Source organism: Tenacibaculum sp. DPLXC6 (assembly GCF_056815515.1).
The window spans coordinates 821,854-839,350 of sequence record NZ_CP141806.1; the positions used below are offsets into that span (position 1 = coordinate 821,854).

Below are 17,497 nucleotides of genomic sequence, written 5' to 3' on the forward strand. Positions count from 1 at the left end.
AATAGGTAATTATTATGAATTAACTTACCCGATTACTTTCAATTTTGCAAATTGTAACAATAATTTCTTTTTACCTACGGTACTAAACTCTATTTCTGCTTTTTTATTGGGACCTTTCCCTTCTAAAGCTACTACTTTCCCAGTACCAAAACGGTTATGTTCTACTACATTTCCTACTGTAATTTCTCCATCAAACAAATTCATTTTCGGACTCATTTCTGAAACCTTTTTCATTTTACTTTTTGGAGGAACCATATTAGGCTTTTCCTTCTTAGCTAAGAATTCTTTTCTCTTTTTTTGAATTGGTTTTTGAAATCGTATTTTCTTTGGAGAATCATCTTCAAACAGGCTAGCGTCTATAAATCTATTTACTGATGGTTCTGGCACTTTGGGAGTTAAGTATTCTAGATACTGATCATCAATTTCTTCTAAAAATCTACTAGGTTCTCCATCCGTTAATTTCCCCCAACGATAGCGTGTTTGTGCATAGGTCAAATATGCTCCTTTTTCAGCTCTTGTTAAAGCTACGTAAAACAAACGGCGTTCTTCTTCAAGTTCACTACGAGTATTCATACTCATTGCTGAAGGGAATAAACTTTCTTCTAATCCAACAATGTATACGTAAGGAAATTCTAACCCTTTAGATAAGTGAATTGTCATTAACGAAACTCGAGGTTCTTCATCTTGTTTGTCAGAATCAAAATCAGTAGCTAATGCTACATCTTCTAAAAATGAAGTTAACGATGCGTCTTCTCCTGTTTCAATTTTATCGGTAATAAAGTCTTTTATTCCGTTTAAAAGTTCTTGAACGTTTTCAACTTTATTAACTCCTTCTGGCGTTCCGTCTTTTTGTAAGTCTTTAACTAACTGCGTTTGTTTAACTACCAAATCAGCAATTTCAAAAGCATTTTTTGTTTGTGATTCAATTTGAAAACGCTGAATCATATTTACAAAATTCTGCAACTTTGTTTTGGTTCCAGAGTTAAGATTAATATCTACTGTATTGATATTCTTTAAAATATCAAACATTGATTTTTTATAATGATTCGCTGCAATTGTTAATTTATCTAACGTTGTAGCTCCAATTCCTCTGGCTGGATAGTTAATAATACGTTTTAACGCTTCCTCGTCATTCGGGTTGATTAAAATTCGTAAATACGATAGTAAGTCTTTAATCTCTTTACGTTGATAGAACGAAATACCTCCATAAATTTTATACTTAATGTCTTTTTTACGCAACGCATCTTCTATAGCTCTTGACTGTGCATTAGTACGATAGAGAATAGCAAACTGATCACTTGTTAACTGATGATTCATTTGGTTTTCCCAAATAGATTGCGCTACAAAACGCCCTTCTTCTCCATCAGAAATTGTACGCATTACTTTTACACTATCTCCTGCATCATTTGCTGTCCAAATTTCTTTATCTAACTTGGTTTTATTCTTATCAATAACACTATTCGCAGCACGTACAATGTTACTTGTTGAACGATAGTTTTGTTCTAACTTAAACGTTTTTACATCTGGGTAATCCTTCTGGAAGTTCAAGATATTTTGAATATTCGCTCCACGGAATCCGTAAATACTTTGTGAATCATCTCCTACCACACAAATATTCTGAAAACGATCTGCTAACGCACGTACAATTAAATACTGCGAATGATTGGTATCTTGGTACTCATCTACCAAAATATATCGGAAACGATCTTGATACTTTGCCAACACATCTGGAAAACGCGCCAACAATTCATTCGTTCGTAGTAATAAATCGTCAAAATCCATAGCTCCAGATTTAAAACATCTATCTACATATTCTTTATAGATATCACCTGTTCTAGGCCTGCTTGCTTCTAAATCGGCTTGTTGTAAATCAGAGTTATTAAAATAAGCTCTAACCGTAATTAAACTGTTTTTAAAAGACGAAATTCTACTTAAAATTTGCTTTGGTTTGTATCTATCTTTATCCAAATTCATTTCTTTGATAATCGCCGTTATCAATCGAACTGAATCTTGTGTATCGTAAATGGTGAAGTTTGATGGATAGCCTAATCGGTCAGCTTCAGAACGTAAAATACGCGCAAAAACCGAGTGAAAAGTTCCCATCCAAAGGTTTTTAGCTTCACTATACCCCACTACTTTACCAATACGGTCTTTCATTTCACGAGCAGCCTTGTTGGTAAATGTTAACGATAAAATGTTAAATGCATCTACGCCTTGCTCCATTAAATAAGCAATTTTATAAGTCAGCACTCTCGTTTTACCCGATCCTGCTCCTGCTATAATTATCATTGGGCCGTCTTTTTGCAAAACAGCTGCTCTCTGTGGTTCGTTAAGTTGCTCTAAATAAGTATTCAATGGAAATTAAATTGAAAGTATTTTAAAAGTGGAAAATTAACCAATCTTTTAGGTTTTTTAAAGATTCTAACCTTTTTTTTATTCACTAATTTTTATTTGATAAATTTCAGTCTAAACCCGAATAACCAAAAATTCGTCCTAAAACCCTTATTTTAAAGTATTCGTTTTAAAACCCGAATTATTTGGCGTTTTCAATTTGAAAACCTATTTTTACTAAAATTTAAATGCATGACAAGTGTAATTACTGGTGATATTATTAATTCTAGAGGTGTTTCTGCTGAAACATGGCTCCCTTTATTAAAGGAGTCTTTTAACTCTATTGGAAAAACACCAAAAACATGGGAACTTTTTCGTGGAGATAGTTTTCAAATTGAAATTGAAAATATTGCTGATGCTCTTCTTTATGCCATAAAGCTAAAAACCAATATTAAGAAAATAAAAGATTTAGACATTCGTTTAGCTATTGGTATTGGTAATAAAAATTTTGATACAGATAAAATTACCGAAGCTAATGGTGAAGCTTTTATAAATTCTGGGTATGCTTTTGATCATTTACTTAAAAAGCAAAATTTGGCTTTAAAAACTCCTTGGAAAGATATTAACGAAGAGTTTGAAGTTTCTTTAGGGTTAAGTTTGTTAATAATGGATAGCTGGACAACTAACTCTGCTGCTTTTGTATATATGTCATTACAAAACCCTGAGTGTACTCAAAAAGTTATTGCTAAAAAACTAGATATTTCAGAAAGTAGTGCTAGCGAACGAAGAAAACGTTCTGGTTTTGATGAAATTATGAAGCTAGAAAAACGTTATAGAAAACTTATGAATCAGAAACTAACTAACCTATGATACTCTTCTTAAAACTACTTATTGCTCACTTATTAGGTGATTTTGTGTTTCAACCTAAAAACTGGGTAAAAAACAAAGAGAAAAAGAAAATAAAATCTGTAAAACTCTATGCCCACATAGGTGTTCATGCTATTCTATTACTAATATTATTACAATTCAACTCTACATATTGGAGTACTATTTTACTCGTAATTATTTCTCACTACTTAGTTGATCTTGGAAAACTATACCTTCAAAAGAAAAAAAATAAACGCTTATTTTTCTTTTTAGATCAAGCTTTACATATATTCTTTTTAGGACTTGCTACCTATATTTATTCTCCTTTTAAAATTAATATCGACGCTATTTTAACTAAGCAAAACCTATTACTTTTTGCTTGTTTAATTTTTGTTACTTATACCTCTTCCATCATTATAAATACATTAATTTCTAAATGGAATCCTGAAAAGGGTAATAAATCAACAGAACAATCGTTAGCCAATGCAGGTAAGTACATTGGTTTTTTAGAACGTATATTAATTTTTGTTTTTATAGCAATTAACCAATGGGCAGGTGTCGGCTTTTTACTAGCAGCAAAATCTATATTTAGGTTTGGAGATTTAACTGCTTCAAAAGACAGAAAACTTACTGAATATGTACTAATTGGAACTTTATTAAGTTTTGGATTGGCTATTTTAACAGGACTCGTATATTCGCATTATGGAAGATAAAATTATTGAAGGGCTTGCTTATGCCCTACCAGCATTAGTAACTGGCGGTGTGGCTTACCTAATTTTAGGTCGCTTTATTGAACAGGATAATAAAGAAAAAACATTCAATGCTTTAGTTGAAAAAAAGCGTGAAAGCTTACCTACAAAACTACAAGCTTATGAACGTATGTTATTATTTTGTGAGCGTATCAACCCTTCTAAATTACTTTTAAGAGTTAACCCTATTGGAGATGATACTGATAATTATCTACAACTTTTAATTGGTAACATAGAACAAGAATTTGAACATAATTTAGTACAACAACTATACATTTCTGATGATAGCTGGAAAGCTGTTACTGCTGCTAAATTAGCCATTATAGCAAAGCTTCGTTCTACAGCAGAAGATTCTGAAACCGCTAAAGATTTACGAGAAAATGTATTAATTGATTATTCTCAACAAGAAAGTCCCGCCAATACTGCAATCTCCTTTTTAAAGCAAGAAGTAAAGAAATTGATATAATAAAAAAGCCTCTGATCAGAGGCTTTTTTATTTCTATTATTTTTCAATAGGTAATTCTAGTCTACTAGCCCACTCTGTCCAAGAACCGTCATATACACTATAATTAGTACTTCCTGATTCTTCTGCTCCTAAAGCTAAAATACACGCTGTAATTCCTGAACCACAAGAAAAAATCATTTCTTCTTCATTCGGATTCATATCTGAAAATATTTTCTGAAGCTCCTCTTTCGATTTCATCTTTCCCTCTAATTGCAATTCTGCATAAGGCAAACTTTTAGAATTCGGTATATGACCTCCTCTTAAGTCTTTTCTTGGCTCTGGTTCCGTAGCATAAAACCTTCCTTTAGAGCGAGCATCCAAAATAACTTTATTATCATCATGAGAAGCTTTTAACACTTCCTCCGTAACACTTATTTTACCCTTATTAAGGTTAGCTTTGAAGTTCCCTGTTAAGAGCTCTCTTTCTTTTTTGGACTCAACTTTATAACCAGCGTCTTTCCAAGCAGGTAAACCTCCGTTTAAAACTGCGATATTTTCAAAACCAAACACTTTAAACAACCACCAAACTCTCGGTGCTGAATACACTCCTAAATCATCATAAACAACAATACAACTATCATTGTCTATTCCCAACTTCTTAACCTCGTTTTCAAAGTATTCCTCTGACGGAACTGTATTAGGATATTCTCCTTCAATATCTAAAAAGACATTCTTTAAATCAAAGAAAACAGCATTTTGAATCTGCTGTTTTTCTTTTTTATCATCTGATTTTGTTCCTACTTTCTGAATAGTTGCATCAAGAATTATTAAGTTATCTACACTTAAATTATCATGTAACCATTCAACAGAAACTATAGGTGATTTTACTGTAAGCATACAAGTTTATTTTACTTCATCATAATGTTCATCCCATTCATGTGGATGTGGTTTTCCTAACTTACCTACAGACTTCGCAACTAAAGTAGACACTGTTGCATCACCTGTTACATTGATAACTGTTCTACACATATCTAACGGTCTATCAACCGCAAAAATTAAAGCTAAACCTATTGCTAATTTATCTGCTGGAAACCCAACTGACTCCAATACTATTACCAACATTACCATACCTGCTCCTGGTACAGCTGCTGAACCTATTGAGGCTAACAAAGCTGTTAAAATAATTGTTAACTGATCTCCAAAAGTTAAATCAAAACCTAAAGCCTGCGATATAAAAACTGCTGCTACTGCTTGATACAAACTAGTACCATCCATATTAATTGTAGCTCCAACTGGTAACACAAAACTTGATACTTCTTTATCAACTCCAATATGCTCTTCTACTCTCTCCATCGTAACAGGCAATGTTGCTGCACTTGAACTAGTTGAAAATGCTAATAATTGTGCTGGGCTAATTTGTTGTAAAAACCACAATGGGTTCTTTTTGGTAAACACACTTATTAAAACCATATAAAGTGCCACCATTAACAATAACCCTCCTATAACTGTTAATCCATATTTTAACAATGCTAATAATAAATCTGGATCGTTAGAAGAAACCACAACATTTGCTAATAATGCAAATACTGCGTAAGGAGCTGTTAACATTATTAAATCTACCATCTTTAACACGACTTCATTTAATGAGTCAAAAAAGTTCTTTAATGGTTTAGCATTTTTCTCACCTACCAACAACATTGATATTCCTAAGAAAATAGTAAAGAAAATTACTTGTAACATTGCTTTATTGTTACTCATTGCCTGCATGGCATTATCAGGAACCATGTCTTCTAAAAATTGAAGTGGTCCACTTTCTTTTTGTTTACTAGCCTCTGCAATTTTAGCTTGTACACCTTCACTATTTGCATAATCAGCTGTTAACTTTGCTATGGTATCTTCTGAAATACCATCTCCAGGTTGTACAACATTTACTAATAGTAATCCTACTGTTATAGCTATTACTGTTGTACCTATATATATTAGTATGGTACGTAAACCTATATTTTTAAATTTTGAAATATCTTTTAAATCAGATATACCTTTTACAAGAGAAGCAATAATTAATGGTACAGCAATTAACTTTAATAATTTTACGAAAATAGTTCCTAAAGGCTTTATCCAGTCAGATACGAATGATGCTCCATTATCTACAAAGGTCATTGCTAACCCAAATAAAATACCTAAAACCATTCCTATTAAAATTTGCCAGTGTAGTGCAAGTTTCTTCATATAATATATTAATCTATTAGTTTTTTTCTGGCCGTAAGGTATAAAGAATTATTTAAAAAAAAGTGACCTTGAGTTCGTATATTGTGTCCCATAAATTAGATACTAAGTACTAACCTTATTAAAATAAAAAGATGACTGGAATTTTAGATTTATTAAATAGCGATACCGGAAAGGCAATAATATCTGGCGTTGCTGGCTCTACAGGACAAGATACTAATAAAACTAGTAGTGTTCTAACAATGGCATTGCCTGTTTTAATGAAAGCAATGCAACGAAATGCTGCTACACCTCAAGGTGCTGAAAGTTTAAAAAGTGCATTAAACAAGCATGATGGTGGAATCTTAGATAATTTAGGTGACTTATTTAATGGTGGTGTTAACTCTGATGTTTTACAAGATGGTAGTAAAATTTTAGGTCATGTTTTAGGAAATAAACAACAAGGAGTAGAAAAAGTTATTGGTCAAAAAGCAGGAATGGACACTAGTGCTGTTGCTGATATCTTAAAAACTGCAGCTCCAATTTTAATGGGGTTATTAGGTAAGCAATCTCGTCAAGAAAACATAAATAATTCGAGTGATTTAAGTGGGCTTTTAGGTGGTTTACTTGGTGGTAGTTCAGCTCAAAAAGAACAAAGTTTCTTAGAACAAATATTAGATGCTGATGGTGATGGTAGTATTGTTGATGATGTAGCTGGAATGATTTTAGGAAACGCTAGTAGCAGTCAACAAAAGTCTGGTGGACTTTTAGGAGGACTTTTAGGAGGAGTATTTGGAAAAAAATAACTTTTCATTTATAATATAATCAAAGGGCAAACATTTGTTTGCCCTTTTTCTTTTAACTACTTTTGCCACGATATTAGGATTTATGGAGAAACTTAAACAACGTTGGGGCATAGAAAACAATTGGGCTTTAGCAGCCATTTTTATAGTTTTCGCAATAAACGGTTCTTTTGCCGCGTGGGTTGCTAAACCTGTTACTAACTTACTGGGTCTATCTCCACAAACAATGACTCCTTGGTTATACTACCCTTTAAGAATTTTACTTATTTTCCCTATTTATCAAACCACACTACCTATAGTTGGATGGCTTTTTGGTCAATTTAAATTCTTTTGGGAGTTTGAAAAGAAGTTTTTAAGTAGATTAGGACTAAGTTTTTTATTCAAAAAAGCAAACTAACAATTCAATTGTTTAAAAATCAGTTATTTACCTATACTTTTCTCTAAAGTATTTTTTATTTTTGTGTTATTATTAGCTAAATAATAATTCCTCTCTTTTACTTCCCTAGTTTTAAGATAGAATTACTAACTAAACTCATTTCTATATGAAAACTTTTCTTAAAGAGACTCTAGCTCTCATTATTATATGTTGTTCGTTTTTAATCTTTCAATCTTGTAAAAAAGAGAAGAAACAAACTGATAATATTACTGAAACTAAAAAAGAAGTTATTAAGAAGAAAAAGGTAATTGAAATTATTACAGAAAGTATGGATTTTCAAATGTCTGATACCATACCTTCTGGCTGGAATACATTTCGTTACATCAATAAATCTCCACAAACACACTTTTTTCTAATTGATAAGTATCCTGAAGGGAAAAATTCAGAGGATGCTAAAAAATATGTAGCACCCGTTTTTGATGAAGCTATGAAGCTTATTAATGAAGGTAAAGCTAAAGAAGGGTTTGCTGAGTTTGCTAATTTACCCGAATGGTTTAGCGAAGTTGTTTTTTTAGGTGGTAGTGGATTACTTTCTCCTGAAAGTACAGGAGAAACTACACTTTATTTAAACCCTGGAAATTACATGCTTGAATGTTATGTAAAAATGAGTAATGGAGTATTTCATACTTCTATGGGAATGGTTAAAGATGTTGTTGTATCTGACAAAGATTCTGGAAACTCAGAACCAAAAGCAGATGCTAACATAACTATTTCTAGTACTGATGGGATTGTTTTAAAAGATTCAATTTTTGCTGGAAAACGTACTTTTTCAGTGCATTTTAAAGATCAAATTGTATACGAAAGTTTTGTTGGACACGATATTAATTTAGTAAAACTACAAAGTAATACTGATTTTGAAAACCTAGAAAACTGGATGAATTGGGCTGATCCTAAAGGACTAATTGAACCTGCCCCTTCTGATGTTACTTTTTTAGGTGGAGTTAACGATATGCCTACTGGTAATAAAGCTTATTTTACAGCCATATTAAATAAAGGTATTTATGGGTTAATATCAGAAGTTCCCAATCCTTCCGAGAAAAACTTATTTATAACTTTTGAAGTATATTAAATAAAAAGAGCAAACCTAGTTTGCTCTTTTTATTATTTCATTAATATTAATTGGTATTGGCAAGTCCACACCTTCTTCAAGAAAACATTTATGTACCGCTTCTTTTAAAGCACATTTAGTCTTAAATTCTTGAAATGGTTCATTTAACCATACATAAGCACGCATGTGAATATGGTCTGGGTAAACATCAATAACACGAACATCTACTTGATGTATATCACTCATCACTTGATCTGGTGTACGATAATCAATAACAGTTGGTAACTTAACTGCCTCTTCTTGTATAATTCTTCGTGCTAAATCAATATCTGCTTTTAATCCTATTTTGAAGTTATTAAAACTCAATACATGAGAGTCTTCTATGGTATGATTTAAAATAGAATCTGTACTTATTACCGAGTTAGGTATTATTAAACGTTTGTTTTCAAAGTTATTTATCACGGTATGTCTCAACGTTATATCTTCAACAATACCCACTCGTGTATCATCCAACTTAATATAGTCTCCTACTCTAAACGGGCGGAATATAACAATAAAAGCCCCTGCTATTAAGTTAGATAGAGCTGCTTGTGCAGCAAAACCTATAATGGCTGCTAAAATACCAGCCCCAGAAAAAATTAACGTTGCTTTACTTCTAAAAGCAGGCACGGTCATAATTACATAAATGACACTTAAAAGCCCTATTACAAAAGATACTGAATTACGTAAAAACTGAATACTTGTTCTACCAAAACGATCTTCTTTCTTACTCTTAATTAGTTGCCAAATAATGGCTCTTACCAATCTAGAAATAACCCAAGACACTAGAAATACAACAATAATGTATCCTAAAACACCAAAAAAGGTATCTAAATTAAAACGATATGGTAAAAGCTTATCCATTAAAACAACGCTGTTTGACTTTCGTCATCCTTATCTTTCTTCTTCTTTTGAAGTGCTCTTTCCAACGCTTTCTTTGCTTTGTCTTCTTTAGACTCTACAAACTCTTTATCTTTAGGCTTAGCATCTTCTACTTCCAAAGGTAATGCTTCTTCTTTAATTTCTTCTTCATCATTTACCTCTATATCCTCCACTTTTTCCTCTTCTGGCTCTTCATAAGGTAATGATTCTAATAAATTAACTGTTCTTATTTTGTCTGTTGTTAATTGATTTCCTTGAGCTTTAATTCCTTTTATTGCTATAAAGTCTTCAAAATTAACTTCTATTTTGTCTAAACTTCTTTTTGAGAAAATTACCTCAGCCATAGGACGATAATCTGTAGCAATAATTTCTAACTTTGATTTCTCGTCTTCTGATATAAAAAGCTCTTCCTTGTCTGGTGTTTCAACTAAGAATCGTTTTACAAAATAACGTTCTTTTACACCATCAAAATAGATTGCTGAAATTGGTTTGTTAGGTTTCCATTTTTCTAGCACAATCATATCGTTTTCAAAATGCATCGCTAAATCTGGTGATACTGCTTTGATTTTTCCTGATTGAGTTGCTATTAAAATTTTATCTTCTGCTTTAAACTCTCCTAAAAGTTCTCCTCTACCATCAACATTTAAACGTTGTACTGTATCGTCAAACCAAATTTTTCTAGGTTTTAAAGTTGAAACTCCTGCTTCTTTAAACTCTACTTTTTTAATTGAGTACTTGGTTACTAAGTTACCTCTAACACCGCGTCCTTTTATCGCTAAATCGGCAAAATCTATATCCCATTTTAGTTTTTTAACGCTTCCTACTGCTCGGAGTAAAATAGTTACCACCTCAGCTTCTCCATTAGAGTTTGCGGTAAAATACAATACTTTTGATTTCGAATCATCATTGGCTAAGTTATACTCTTTATCACGAGTTACTGACGTCACATTAAAACGCTTCATGTATGAAGGTCCTTTCGCTCCATCACGATATATCATGTTGTAAACAGTACGTTTATCTTTTTTCTTGAATATGGCAACATGAATAATTCCTTTACCAACAAAAGTTTTAGAGTCTACTTTAGTTACTACCATAGAGCCATTTTCTCTAAATACTATAACATCATCAATATCGGCACAATCTGTAACATATTCGTCTTTTCGTAAGGATGTTCCTATGAATCCTTCTTCTCTATTTACATAGAGTTTTGAGTTACGCATTACTACTTTGGTAGCTACGATATCGTCAAAAATGCGGATTTCGGTTTTACGTTCTTTCCCTTTTCCGTATTTTGATTTTAACTCTTTAAAATAGTCTATGGCAAAGTCAATTAAATTATCTAAATGATGTTTAACCTCTGCTATTTTTTCCTCTAAACTTTCAATAAATTGTTTCGCTTTGTCTATATCGAACTTAGAGATTTTCTTAATTCTTATTTCTGTTAACCGAACAATATCTTCTTCAGTTACTTCTCTTTTTAAATGTTTAGTATGCGGTTTTAACCCTAAATCAATTGCTTCAATTACTCCTTCCCAAGTTTCTACTTCTTCAATATCACGGTAAATTCTATTCTCAATAAAAATACGTTCTAAAGAAGCAAAATGCCATTGCTCTTCTAATTCGTGTAACTGAATTTCTAATTCACGTTTAAGCAGCTCTACTGTGAAGTCTGTCGATTTTTTTAAGACTTCTGTTACCCCAATAAATACAGGTTTGTTGTCTTCAATAATACAACATAACGGAGATATTGAGTTTTCACAATTAGTGAAAGCGTATAATGCATCTATCGTTTTATCTGGTGATACATTAGCTGGTAAGTGCACTAAGATTTCAACATTAGCTGCTGTATTATCTTCAATACGTTTAATCTTAATTTTGCCCTTATCATTGGCTTTTAAAATACTATCAATTAATGATGATGTAGTTGTACCAAAAGGAACTTCTGTAATTACCAGTGTTTTCTTATCTAGAGCTGATATTTTTGCTCTTACTCTTACTTTCCCCCCTCTTTTACCATCATTATAATTGGTAACATCTGCTATTCCACCTGTTAAAAAATCAGGTACAATAGTAAAACTTCTTCCTTTTAAGTACTTTACAGAAGCATCTATTAACTCGTTAAAGTTGTGCGGTAATATTTTTGTTGATAATCCTACCGCAATACCTTCTGCTCCTTGTGCTAATAACAAAGGGAATTTTACGGGTAAGTTTACAGGTTCTTTTTTACGTCCGTCATACGAAGCTTGCCACTCAGTAGTTTTAGCATTGAAAACAACATCTAACGCAAATTTTGATAAACGTGCTTCAATATAACGAGAGGCTGCGGCACGGTCTCCTGTTAAAATGTTACCCCAGTTACCTTGCATGTCTATTAGCAGTTCTTTTTGCCCCATTTGCACCATGGCATCGGCTATTGAAGCGTCTCCATGAGGGTGATACTGCATTGTGTGACCAACAATATTTGCTACTTTGTTATAGCGCCCATCATCTAAGTCTTTCATTGAATGCATAATACGACGTTGCACTGGTTTAAACCCATCTTCCATTGACGGTACTGCACGTTCTAAAATTACATACGAAGCATAGTCTAAAAACCACTCCTTGTACATTCCCGTAACCTTGGTTATAGTCTCTGTATTTTCAAGGGGTTGATTTAATTCTTCGTCTTGTTCGTACTTATTGTTTTCTTCACTCATATATGAATGTTTAAACGTTTATTCGTTTAAGAGTTAGTTTATTTTTATTCTTTGCCTGAATCATATATCTTTAAAAAAAGTAATTTACCTATCTAAACTACTCTTTCTATCATTGTAATCTAATGCAACAGCTTTATTAAAATCTTCTCCACCTCTGCTAATTTCTAACACATATTGTGAATTTATAGCTTGTTCTATTTTGAAAAAATCTCCTTCAGATACTTTTTCCCAATATTCCTTTTCAAACCTTATATTTCCTATCCGCCAATCATTGAATTTAATTAAGTATATAATATCTTCAACACTACTTATATAACCAGAATCAGTATCATGCCCTCCGCCTCTTACTCTTTCAATTTTTTCTATTACCTTAAATTCTCCAGAATATTTTTTTTTCTCTATTAAATCTTGATAGATTACCAACCTATTTAAAAATATCCCAAGGATACCTATTCCTCCAAATACTATAATTAACTTTCCAAAAATTCCATTATCATTAAATAAGTACCAAAAAAGTATTAATATAACCATCATAAAAAACAATAACATATAATCATTTTTTATCTGTTTTTTCAAATGAGTTATATCTTTGGAGGATAGTTTAATAATCTTCATTAATTATACTTTGTATCTATTCTGTCATCTATCTTTAAACAAGATTCTTTCATTTTAAACTTCTTCTACTAAGTCTAACTCAACCTTTAAGTTGTTAATGATAAACTTTTGTCTGTCAGGAGTATTTTTACCCATATAGAATTCTAACATTTGTTCTATCGACATTTCTTTGTCTAACATTACTGGGTCTAAACGAATATCATCTCCAATGAAATGGACAAATTCGTTAGGAGAAATCTCCCCTAACCCCTTAAATCGAGTAATTTCTGGCTTTCCTCTTAGTTTGTTTATCGCAGCTTGCTTTTCTTCTTCTGAATAACAATAAATGGTTTCTTTTTTATTTCGTACTCTAAATAACGGAGTTTCTAAAATATACAAATGTCCTTCTTTGATTACTTCTGGAAAGAATTGTAAGAAAAATGTTATTAATAACAAACGAATGTGCATACCATCTACATCGGCATCGGTTGCTATTACAATATTGTTATAACGTAAGTCTTCCAGTCCGTCTTCAATATTTAAAGCTGCTTGTAGTAGGTTAAATTCCTCATTCTCGTACACTATCTTTTTAGATAACCCATACGAGTTTAATGGCTTCCCTTTTAAACTAAATACTGCTTGTGTGTTTACGTTACGTGATTTTGTTATGGATCCACTTGCCGAATCTCCCTCCGTAATAAACAACGTAGTATCTAAATATCCATCTTTTTTAGTGTCACCAAAATGTATACGACAATCGCGTAGTTTTTTGTTGTGTAAACTTGCTTTTTTTGCACGCTCACGAGCTAACTTTCGTATTCCTGATAATTCTTTACGCTCTTTTTCTGCCTGTAATATCTTCTTTTGAAGTTTATCAGCTATTTCTGTATTTTTATGTAAGTAGTTATCTAACTGTGTTTTTACAAAGTCATTAATGTAGGTTCTTACGGTTGGTAAGTCTCCTCCCATTTCTGTAGAACCTAATTTCGTTTTTGTTTGGCTTTCAAAAACAGGCTCCATTACTTTGATTGAAATGGCACCGATAATTGACTTACGTACATCGGAAGCATCGAAGTTCTTTCCGAAAAACTCTCGAACTGTTTTTACTACTGCTTCTCTAAAGGCATTTAAGTGTGTTCCTCCTTGTGTAGTATTTTGTCCGTTTACAAACGAATGGTATTCTTCTGAATATTGTGTTCTACTGTGTGTTATTGCTACTTCAATATCATCTCCTCGTAAATGAATTATTGGATACAACATATCTTCTTTGTTGTTGTTGTCTTCCAATAAGTCTTTTAATCCGTTTTCTGAATAAAACTTTTCTCCATTAAAAACAATGGTTAACCCTGGGTTTAGGTATACATAGTTTTTTAATAGTTTAGAAATATATTCAGGACGATACTTGTAATTTTTAAAGATGGTTTCATCTGCAATAAAGGTTACTTTAGTACCTCTACGACGTGATGTTTCATCTAATAATTCTTGATTGGTTAAATTCCCTTTTTCAAATTCTGCTGAAGCTGATTTACCATCACGATTCGATTCTACTCTAAAGTAGGTTGATAACGCATTTACTGCTTTCGTACCAACTCCGTTTAATCCTACTGATTTTTTAAAGGCTTTTGAGTCGTACTTTCCTCCTGTGTTCATTTTAGAAACTACGTCAACTACCTTTCCTAGCGGAATACCACGTCCATAGTCTCGAACGATTACTTTATTTCCTTGTACAGAAACTTCTATGGTTTTACCTCCTCCCATGACAAATTCATCAATAGAGTTATCTAAAACCTCTTTAACCAAAATGTAAATTCCGTCGTCTGGTGATGATCCATCTCCAAGTTTACCAATATACATCCCAGGTCGCATACGGATGTGTTCTTTCCAATCGAGCGAGCGTATATTGTCTTCGGTATATTGTGTTTCTTGCGTCATAAAAAATCGTGTGAATTGAAGTCTGTGCTAAAATAGTACTTCGCCAGAAAAAATAAAAAACTCTGTTAATATAGTTATCAACAGAGTTCGTTTTATTTCTTTTTTAATGCTTTCTTCTCCCATTTACAGAGCAATCTCCCATATCTCCTCACTTTTTTCTCTGTACTTTCCTTTATCATTGCTTTGCATTGCGATAATCCTCTACAATTTTTTTTAAAGTGATATTTTGTGCTTGCTACACTGCTACAGATATACACTTTTTTGTCTTCTACTTTTTGAAATGCCACTAACACACCTACTGATAGTAGCATTATTATGACTTTTTTCATTTGTTATTTAGTTTGGTTGTTTTGTAACTTATAATACTTGTTTTAATTAACCTTTTCTACTTCTAGCTCTTTATAAAAATTTATTGTGCTTAAAAGAGCTACATCAAATTTATAGATATCACCTATATTCTCAATTTTCTCTTTTGACTCTTTTTTATTAGCATCAAAAAGCCCTATATATTTAGTTTTTCCGTTAAAATGAAACCTACACAATGGTTTACGGTTATTATCATCTAATAAAACACCAAAGTAAGATTGTGTATCTCTAAAGGCTATTCTTTCTACAGGAATTTCTTTTCTTAAAATTGCCACAACTACCCTATAAGCCTCCATTTCTTCTTCTGTAGTTACTATTTTACTTTCATTTTTTTCTTCCTGCTCTATACTTTCTTCTGCCAACTTCTCTTCTTCTTTATTTAAAGCGCTATGTAGCCTATCATTTACCTTTTCACTTATCAACTGATTAATTGACTTTGACACCAGCTCTTTAAACTGTTCTAACACTCTCTCTGTTTGTCTCCCTGAATAAACCCTAGAAGAAAAAAACCTTATAAAATCACCTTCTGGCTCTATTAATTGTACATTAAATATCTTTTTTATTTCCCTAGAATACTTTAATGAGCTTGCATTATTAACTATTTGGTCAACATCAAATTTTGTTTTATGAAACTTTACTACTTCGTTTATTGTTGACTCTTTTAACTTAGTAATATTAAACTCTAAAAATGGCTTTTCATCCATTTTATTTGTTTCTTCCAAATCAGTAAAAAATTTGTACTCCACACCATTAGTTAAAAGTGCAAATCTTGACTTTGATGTATGAAAATATCTAAACAGTTGTGAATTATGTGTATTCAAGTCTTCTTTCCAATGTTTACACTCAATTATTAAAATTGGAACATTGTTTTCTATAATTGCATAGTCTACTTTTTCACCTTTTTTCAATCCTATATCTGCTGTAAACTCCGGTATAACCTCTGTGGGATTAAAAATATCGTAACCTAACAAATCTATAAAAGGTAAAACAAAAGCAGTTTTAGTTGCTTCTTCTGTTTCTATTTGTTCTTTTAATGTTATTATTCTCTGTGAGAGTTCTCTTAGTTTATTTGCAAGTTCCATTTTTTTAAGTTTTGGTTATCTCTACAAAACTAATCCCTCTAAAAAACAAAACCTTACGGGTTTCCATAAGGTTAACTTAATTTTAATTATTAAATTTTTCTATTAAGTACAAAATAATGCTTCTACTAGGTACTAAATGCCTTTTCCATTAGGTACGAAAAGACATTTCCACTATATATATCAAGTTTAATAATACTTTTGAAAGTAAAAAGAAAATTTAAACTCCAGACTCGGATAAGCTAGTGTATTGTGACACCCGACACTATTATCCTTTAACATCAGACAGTAGTGTCTAATGACTTCATACACTACTGTCTGATGTTTAAGACAAAAATATCTGTGCAAACTACGCTTTTAAATAAGCCCAAAATCTTTAGTAATTGCTATGAGCTGTGTAGGGTTATTGGCATTAAAATTTTCTTTTAATAGTTTTAAGCGTTTTTCTACTGAACTTATACTACTTGGCTTAATGTTCCTATTCTTAAGTTCTCCGCTAATTTCTTTTTGATCTAACCCCTCAGCTAAATGCTTTAGTAAAAACACATCGTAATCTGTAATCTCAAATGCTTCTTTATTTCGCAAGGCATGTGCTAACTGCGGAGTAATAAAAAACTCGCCGTTATAAACAGACTGTACTGCTTTTTTTAGTTCTTTTTGTCCATGGTTAGATTTCCATACATACGCATTTACTGCTAACTCGTTACATAATTGCTGTATTCGATATGGTTTGTCTTCTATAGAAAATACTATAGTTTTTAAAGCTGGTTGTAGTTTTTTAGCTTCTGTTATAAGATCTTCTCCTGATTCTAATCGTTGCTCATGTATGTTATCTTTAAATGATAAATCGCTTACTAATAAATCAAATGGTTCTTCGTCTAACCATGCCTTTTTTAATTTTAAATAAGCTTCATCACAGTATTGTGCATATTCTATAGTAGGTATTTGCATGTCTTCTAAGGCTACTTGAATTCCACTTGACATGAAATCGGCATCTTCTGCTATCAATATTTTTTTGAACATAA

16 protein-coding genes are annotated in these 17,497 nt (G+C 31.9%); 6 read left to right on the forward strand and 10 right to left on the reverse strand.

Going from position 1 to position 17,497, the window contains the following annotated elements; all coding sequences use genetic code 11:
• Positions 1-24: 24 nt before the first annotated feature.
• Positions 25-2,355, reverse strand: a complete 2,331-nt coding sequence (locus VCM48_RS03720) for an ATP-dependent helicase (RefSeq protein WP_482271667.1) — start codon at positions 2,353-2,355, stop codon at positions 25-27.
• A gap of 228 nt (positions 2,356-2,583) precedes the next feature.
• On the opposite strand from VCM48_RS03720, the gene VCM48_RS03725 reads away from it, so the two are divergent.
• The 3 genes from VCM48_RS03725 to VCM48_RS03735 are packed head-to-tail and all read left to right on the forward strand — an operon-like array spanning position 2,584 to position 4,413.
• Entirely contained in the window at positions 2,584-3,201 is a 618-nt protein-coding gene (locus VCM48_RS03725; RefSeq protein WP_482271668.1) for a SatD family protein, read from the forward strand.
• Positions 3,198-3,911, forward strand: coding sequence for a DUF3307 domain-containing protein (locus VCM48_RS03730; RefSeq protein ID WP_482271669.1), 714 nt, complete (start codon positions 3,198-3,200; stop codon positions 3,909-3,911). The genes VCM48_RS03725 and VCM48_RS03730 overlap by 4 nt, the downstream gene beginning before the upstream one ends.
• Entirely contained in the window at positions 3,901-4,413 is a 513-nt protein-coding gene (locus VCM48_RS03735; RefSeq protein ID WP_274641002.1) for a DUF7935 family protein, read from the forward strand. Before VCM48_RS03730 ends, VCM48_RS03735 begins: the two co-directional genes overlap by 11 nt.
• Positions 4,414-4,449: 36 nt before the next feature.
• On the opposite strand, the gene VCM48_RS03740 is transcribed toward VCM48_RS03735, so the two are convergent.
• Together VCM48_RS03740 and VCM48_RS03745 are read right to left on the reverse strand one after the other, a co-directional pair.
• The gene (locus tag VCM48_RS03740; protein WP_482271670.1) at positions 4,450-5,289 is read right to left on the reverse strand and encodes a sulfurtransferase; all 840 of its coding nucleotides are present in this window, start codon (positions 5,287-5,289) and stop codon (positions 4,450-4,452) included.
• Positions 5,290-5,295: 6 nt separating this feature from the next.
• Positions 5,296-6,621: a dicarboxylate/amino acid:cation symporter gene (locus VCM48_RS03745; protein WP_274641004.1), complete on the reverse strand. Its 1,326-nt coding sequence runs from the start codon at positions 6,619-6,621 to the stop codon at positions 5,296-5,298.
• A 131-nt stretch (positions 6,622-6,752) separates the two neighbouring features.
• On the opposite strand from VCM48_RS03745, the gene VCM48_RS03750 reads away from it, so the two are divergent.
• The 3 genes from VCM48_RS03750 (at position 6,753) to VCM48_RS03760 (ending at position 8,905) form a co-directional block, all read left to right on the forward strand.
• Positions 6,753-7,403: a DUF937 domain-containing protein gene (locus VCM48_RS03750; RefSeq protein ID WP_274641005.1), complete on the forward strand. Its 651-nt coding sequence runs from the start codon at positions 6,753-6,755 to the stop codon at positions 7,401-7,403.
• 82 nt (positions 7,404-7,485) lie between these two features.
• The gene (locus VCM48_RS03755) at positions 7,486-7,797 is read left to right on the forward strand and encodes a DUF6787 family protein (protein WP_274641006.1); all 312 of its coding nucleotides are present in this window, start codon (positions 7,486-7,488) and stop codon (positions 7,795-7,797) included.
• Between the two features lie 145 nt (positions 7,798-7,942).
• On the forward strand, positions 7,943-8,905 hold the full coding sequence (locus tag VCM48_RS03760) for a hypothetical protein (RefSeq protein ID WP_482271671.1): 963 nt from the start codon (positions 7,943-7,945) through the stop codon (positions 8,903-8,905).
• 15 nt (positions 8,906-8,920) lie between these two features.
• Here VCM48_RS03760 and VCM48_RS03765 read toward each other — a convergent pair whose 3' ends face one another.
• The 7 genes from VCM48_RS03765 to VCM48_RS03795 form a co-directional block, all read right to left on the reverse strand.
• Complete coding sequence (locus tag VCM48_RS03765) at positions 8,921-9,787, reverse strand: mechanosensitive ion channel family protein (protein ID WP_482271672.1); 867 nt, start codon at positions 9,785-9,787, stop codon at positions 8,921-8,923.
• Positions 9,787-12,501 carry a DNA gyrase/topoisomerase IV subunit A gene (locus tag VCM48_RS03770; protein ID WP_274641008.1) on the reverse strand — a complete coding sequence of 905 codons (2,715 nt, stop codon included), beginning with the start codon at positions 12,499-12,501 and terminating at the stop codon, positions 9,787-9,789. Before VCM48_RS03770 ends, VCM48_RS03765 begins: the two co-directional genes overlap by 1 nt.
• 84 nt (positions 12,502-12,585) lie before the next feature.
• Entirely contained in the window at positions 12,586-13,077 is a 492-nt protein-coding gene (locus VCM48_RS03775; RefSeq protein ID WP_274641009.1) for a hypothetical protein, read from the reverse strand.
• Between the two features lie 93 nt (positions 13,078-13,170).
• Entirely contained in the window at positions 13,171-15,027 is a 1,857-nt protein-coding gene (locus tag VCM48_RS03780) for a DNA topoisomerase IV subunit B (RefSeq protein ID WP_274641010.1), read from the reverse strand.
• A 92-nt stretch (positions 15,028-15,119) separates the two neighbouring features.
• Positions 15,120-15,356 carry a hypothetical protein gene (locus tag VCM48_RS03785; RefSeq protein ID WP_482271673.1) on the reverse strand — a complete coding sequence of 79 codons (237 nt, stop codon included), beginning with the start codon at positions 15,354-15,356 and terminating at the stop codon, positions 15,120-15,122.
• Between the two features lie 42 nt (positions 15,357-15,398).
• Positions 15,399-16,475 carry a type I restriction endonuclease gene (locus VCM48_RS03790; protein WP_482271674.1) on the reverse strand — a complete coding sequence of 359 codons (1,077 nt, stop codon included), beginning with the start codon at positions 16,473-16,475 and terminating at the stop codon, positions 15,399-15,401.
• A 354-nt stretch (positions 16,476-16,829) separates the two neighbouring features.
• On the reverse strand, positions 16,830-17,495 hold the full coding sequence (locus VCM48_RS03795; protein WP_482271675.1) for a response regulator: 666 nt from the start codon (positions 17,493-17,495) through the stop codon (positions 16,830-16,832).
• Between the last annotated feature and the right edge of the window lie 2 nt (positions 17,496-17,497).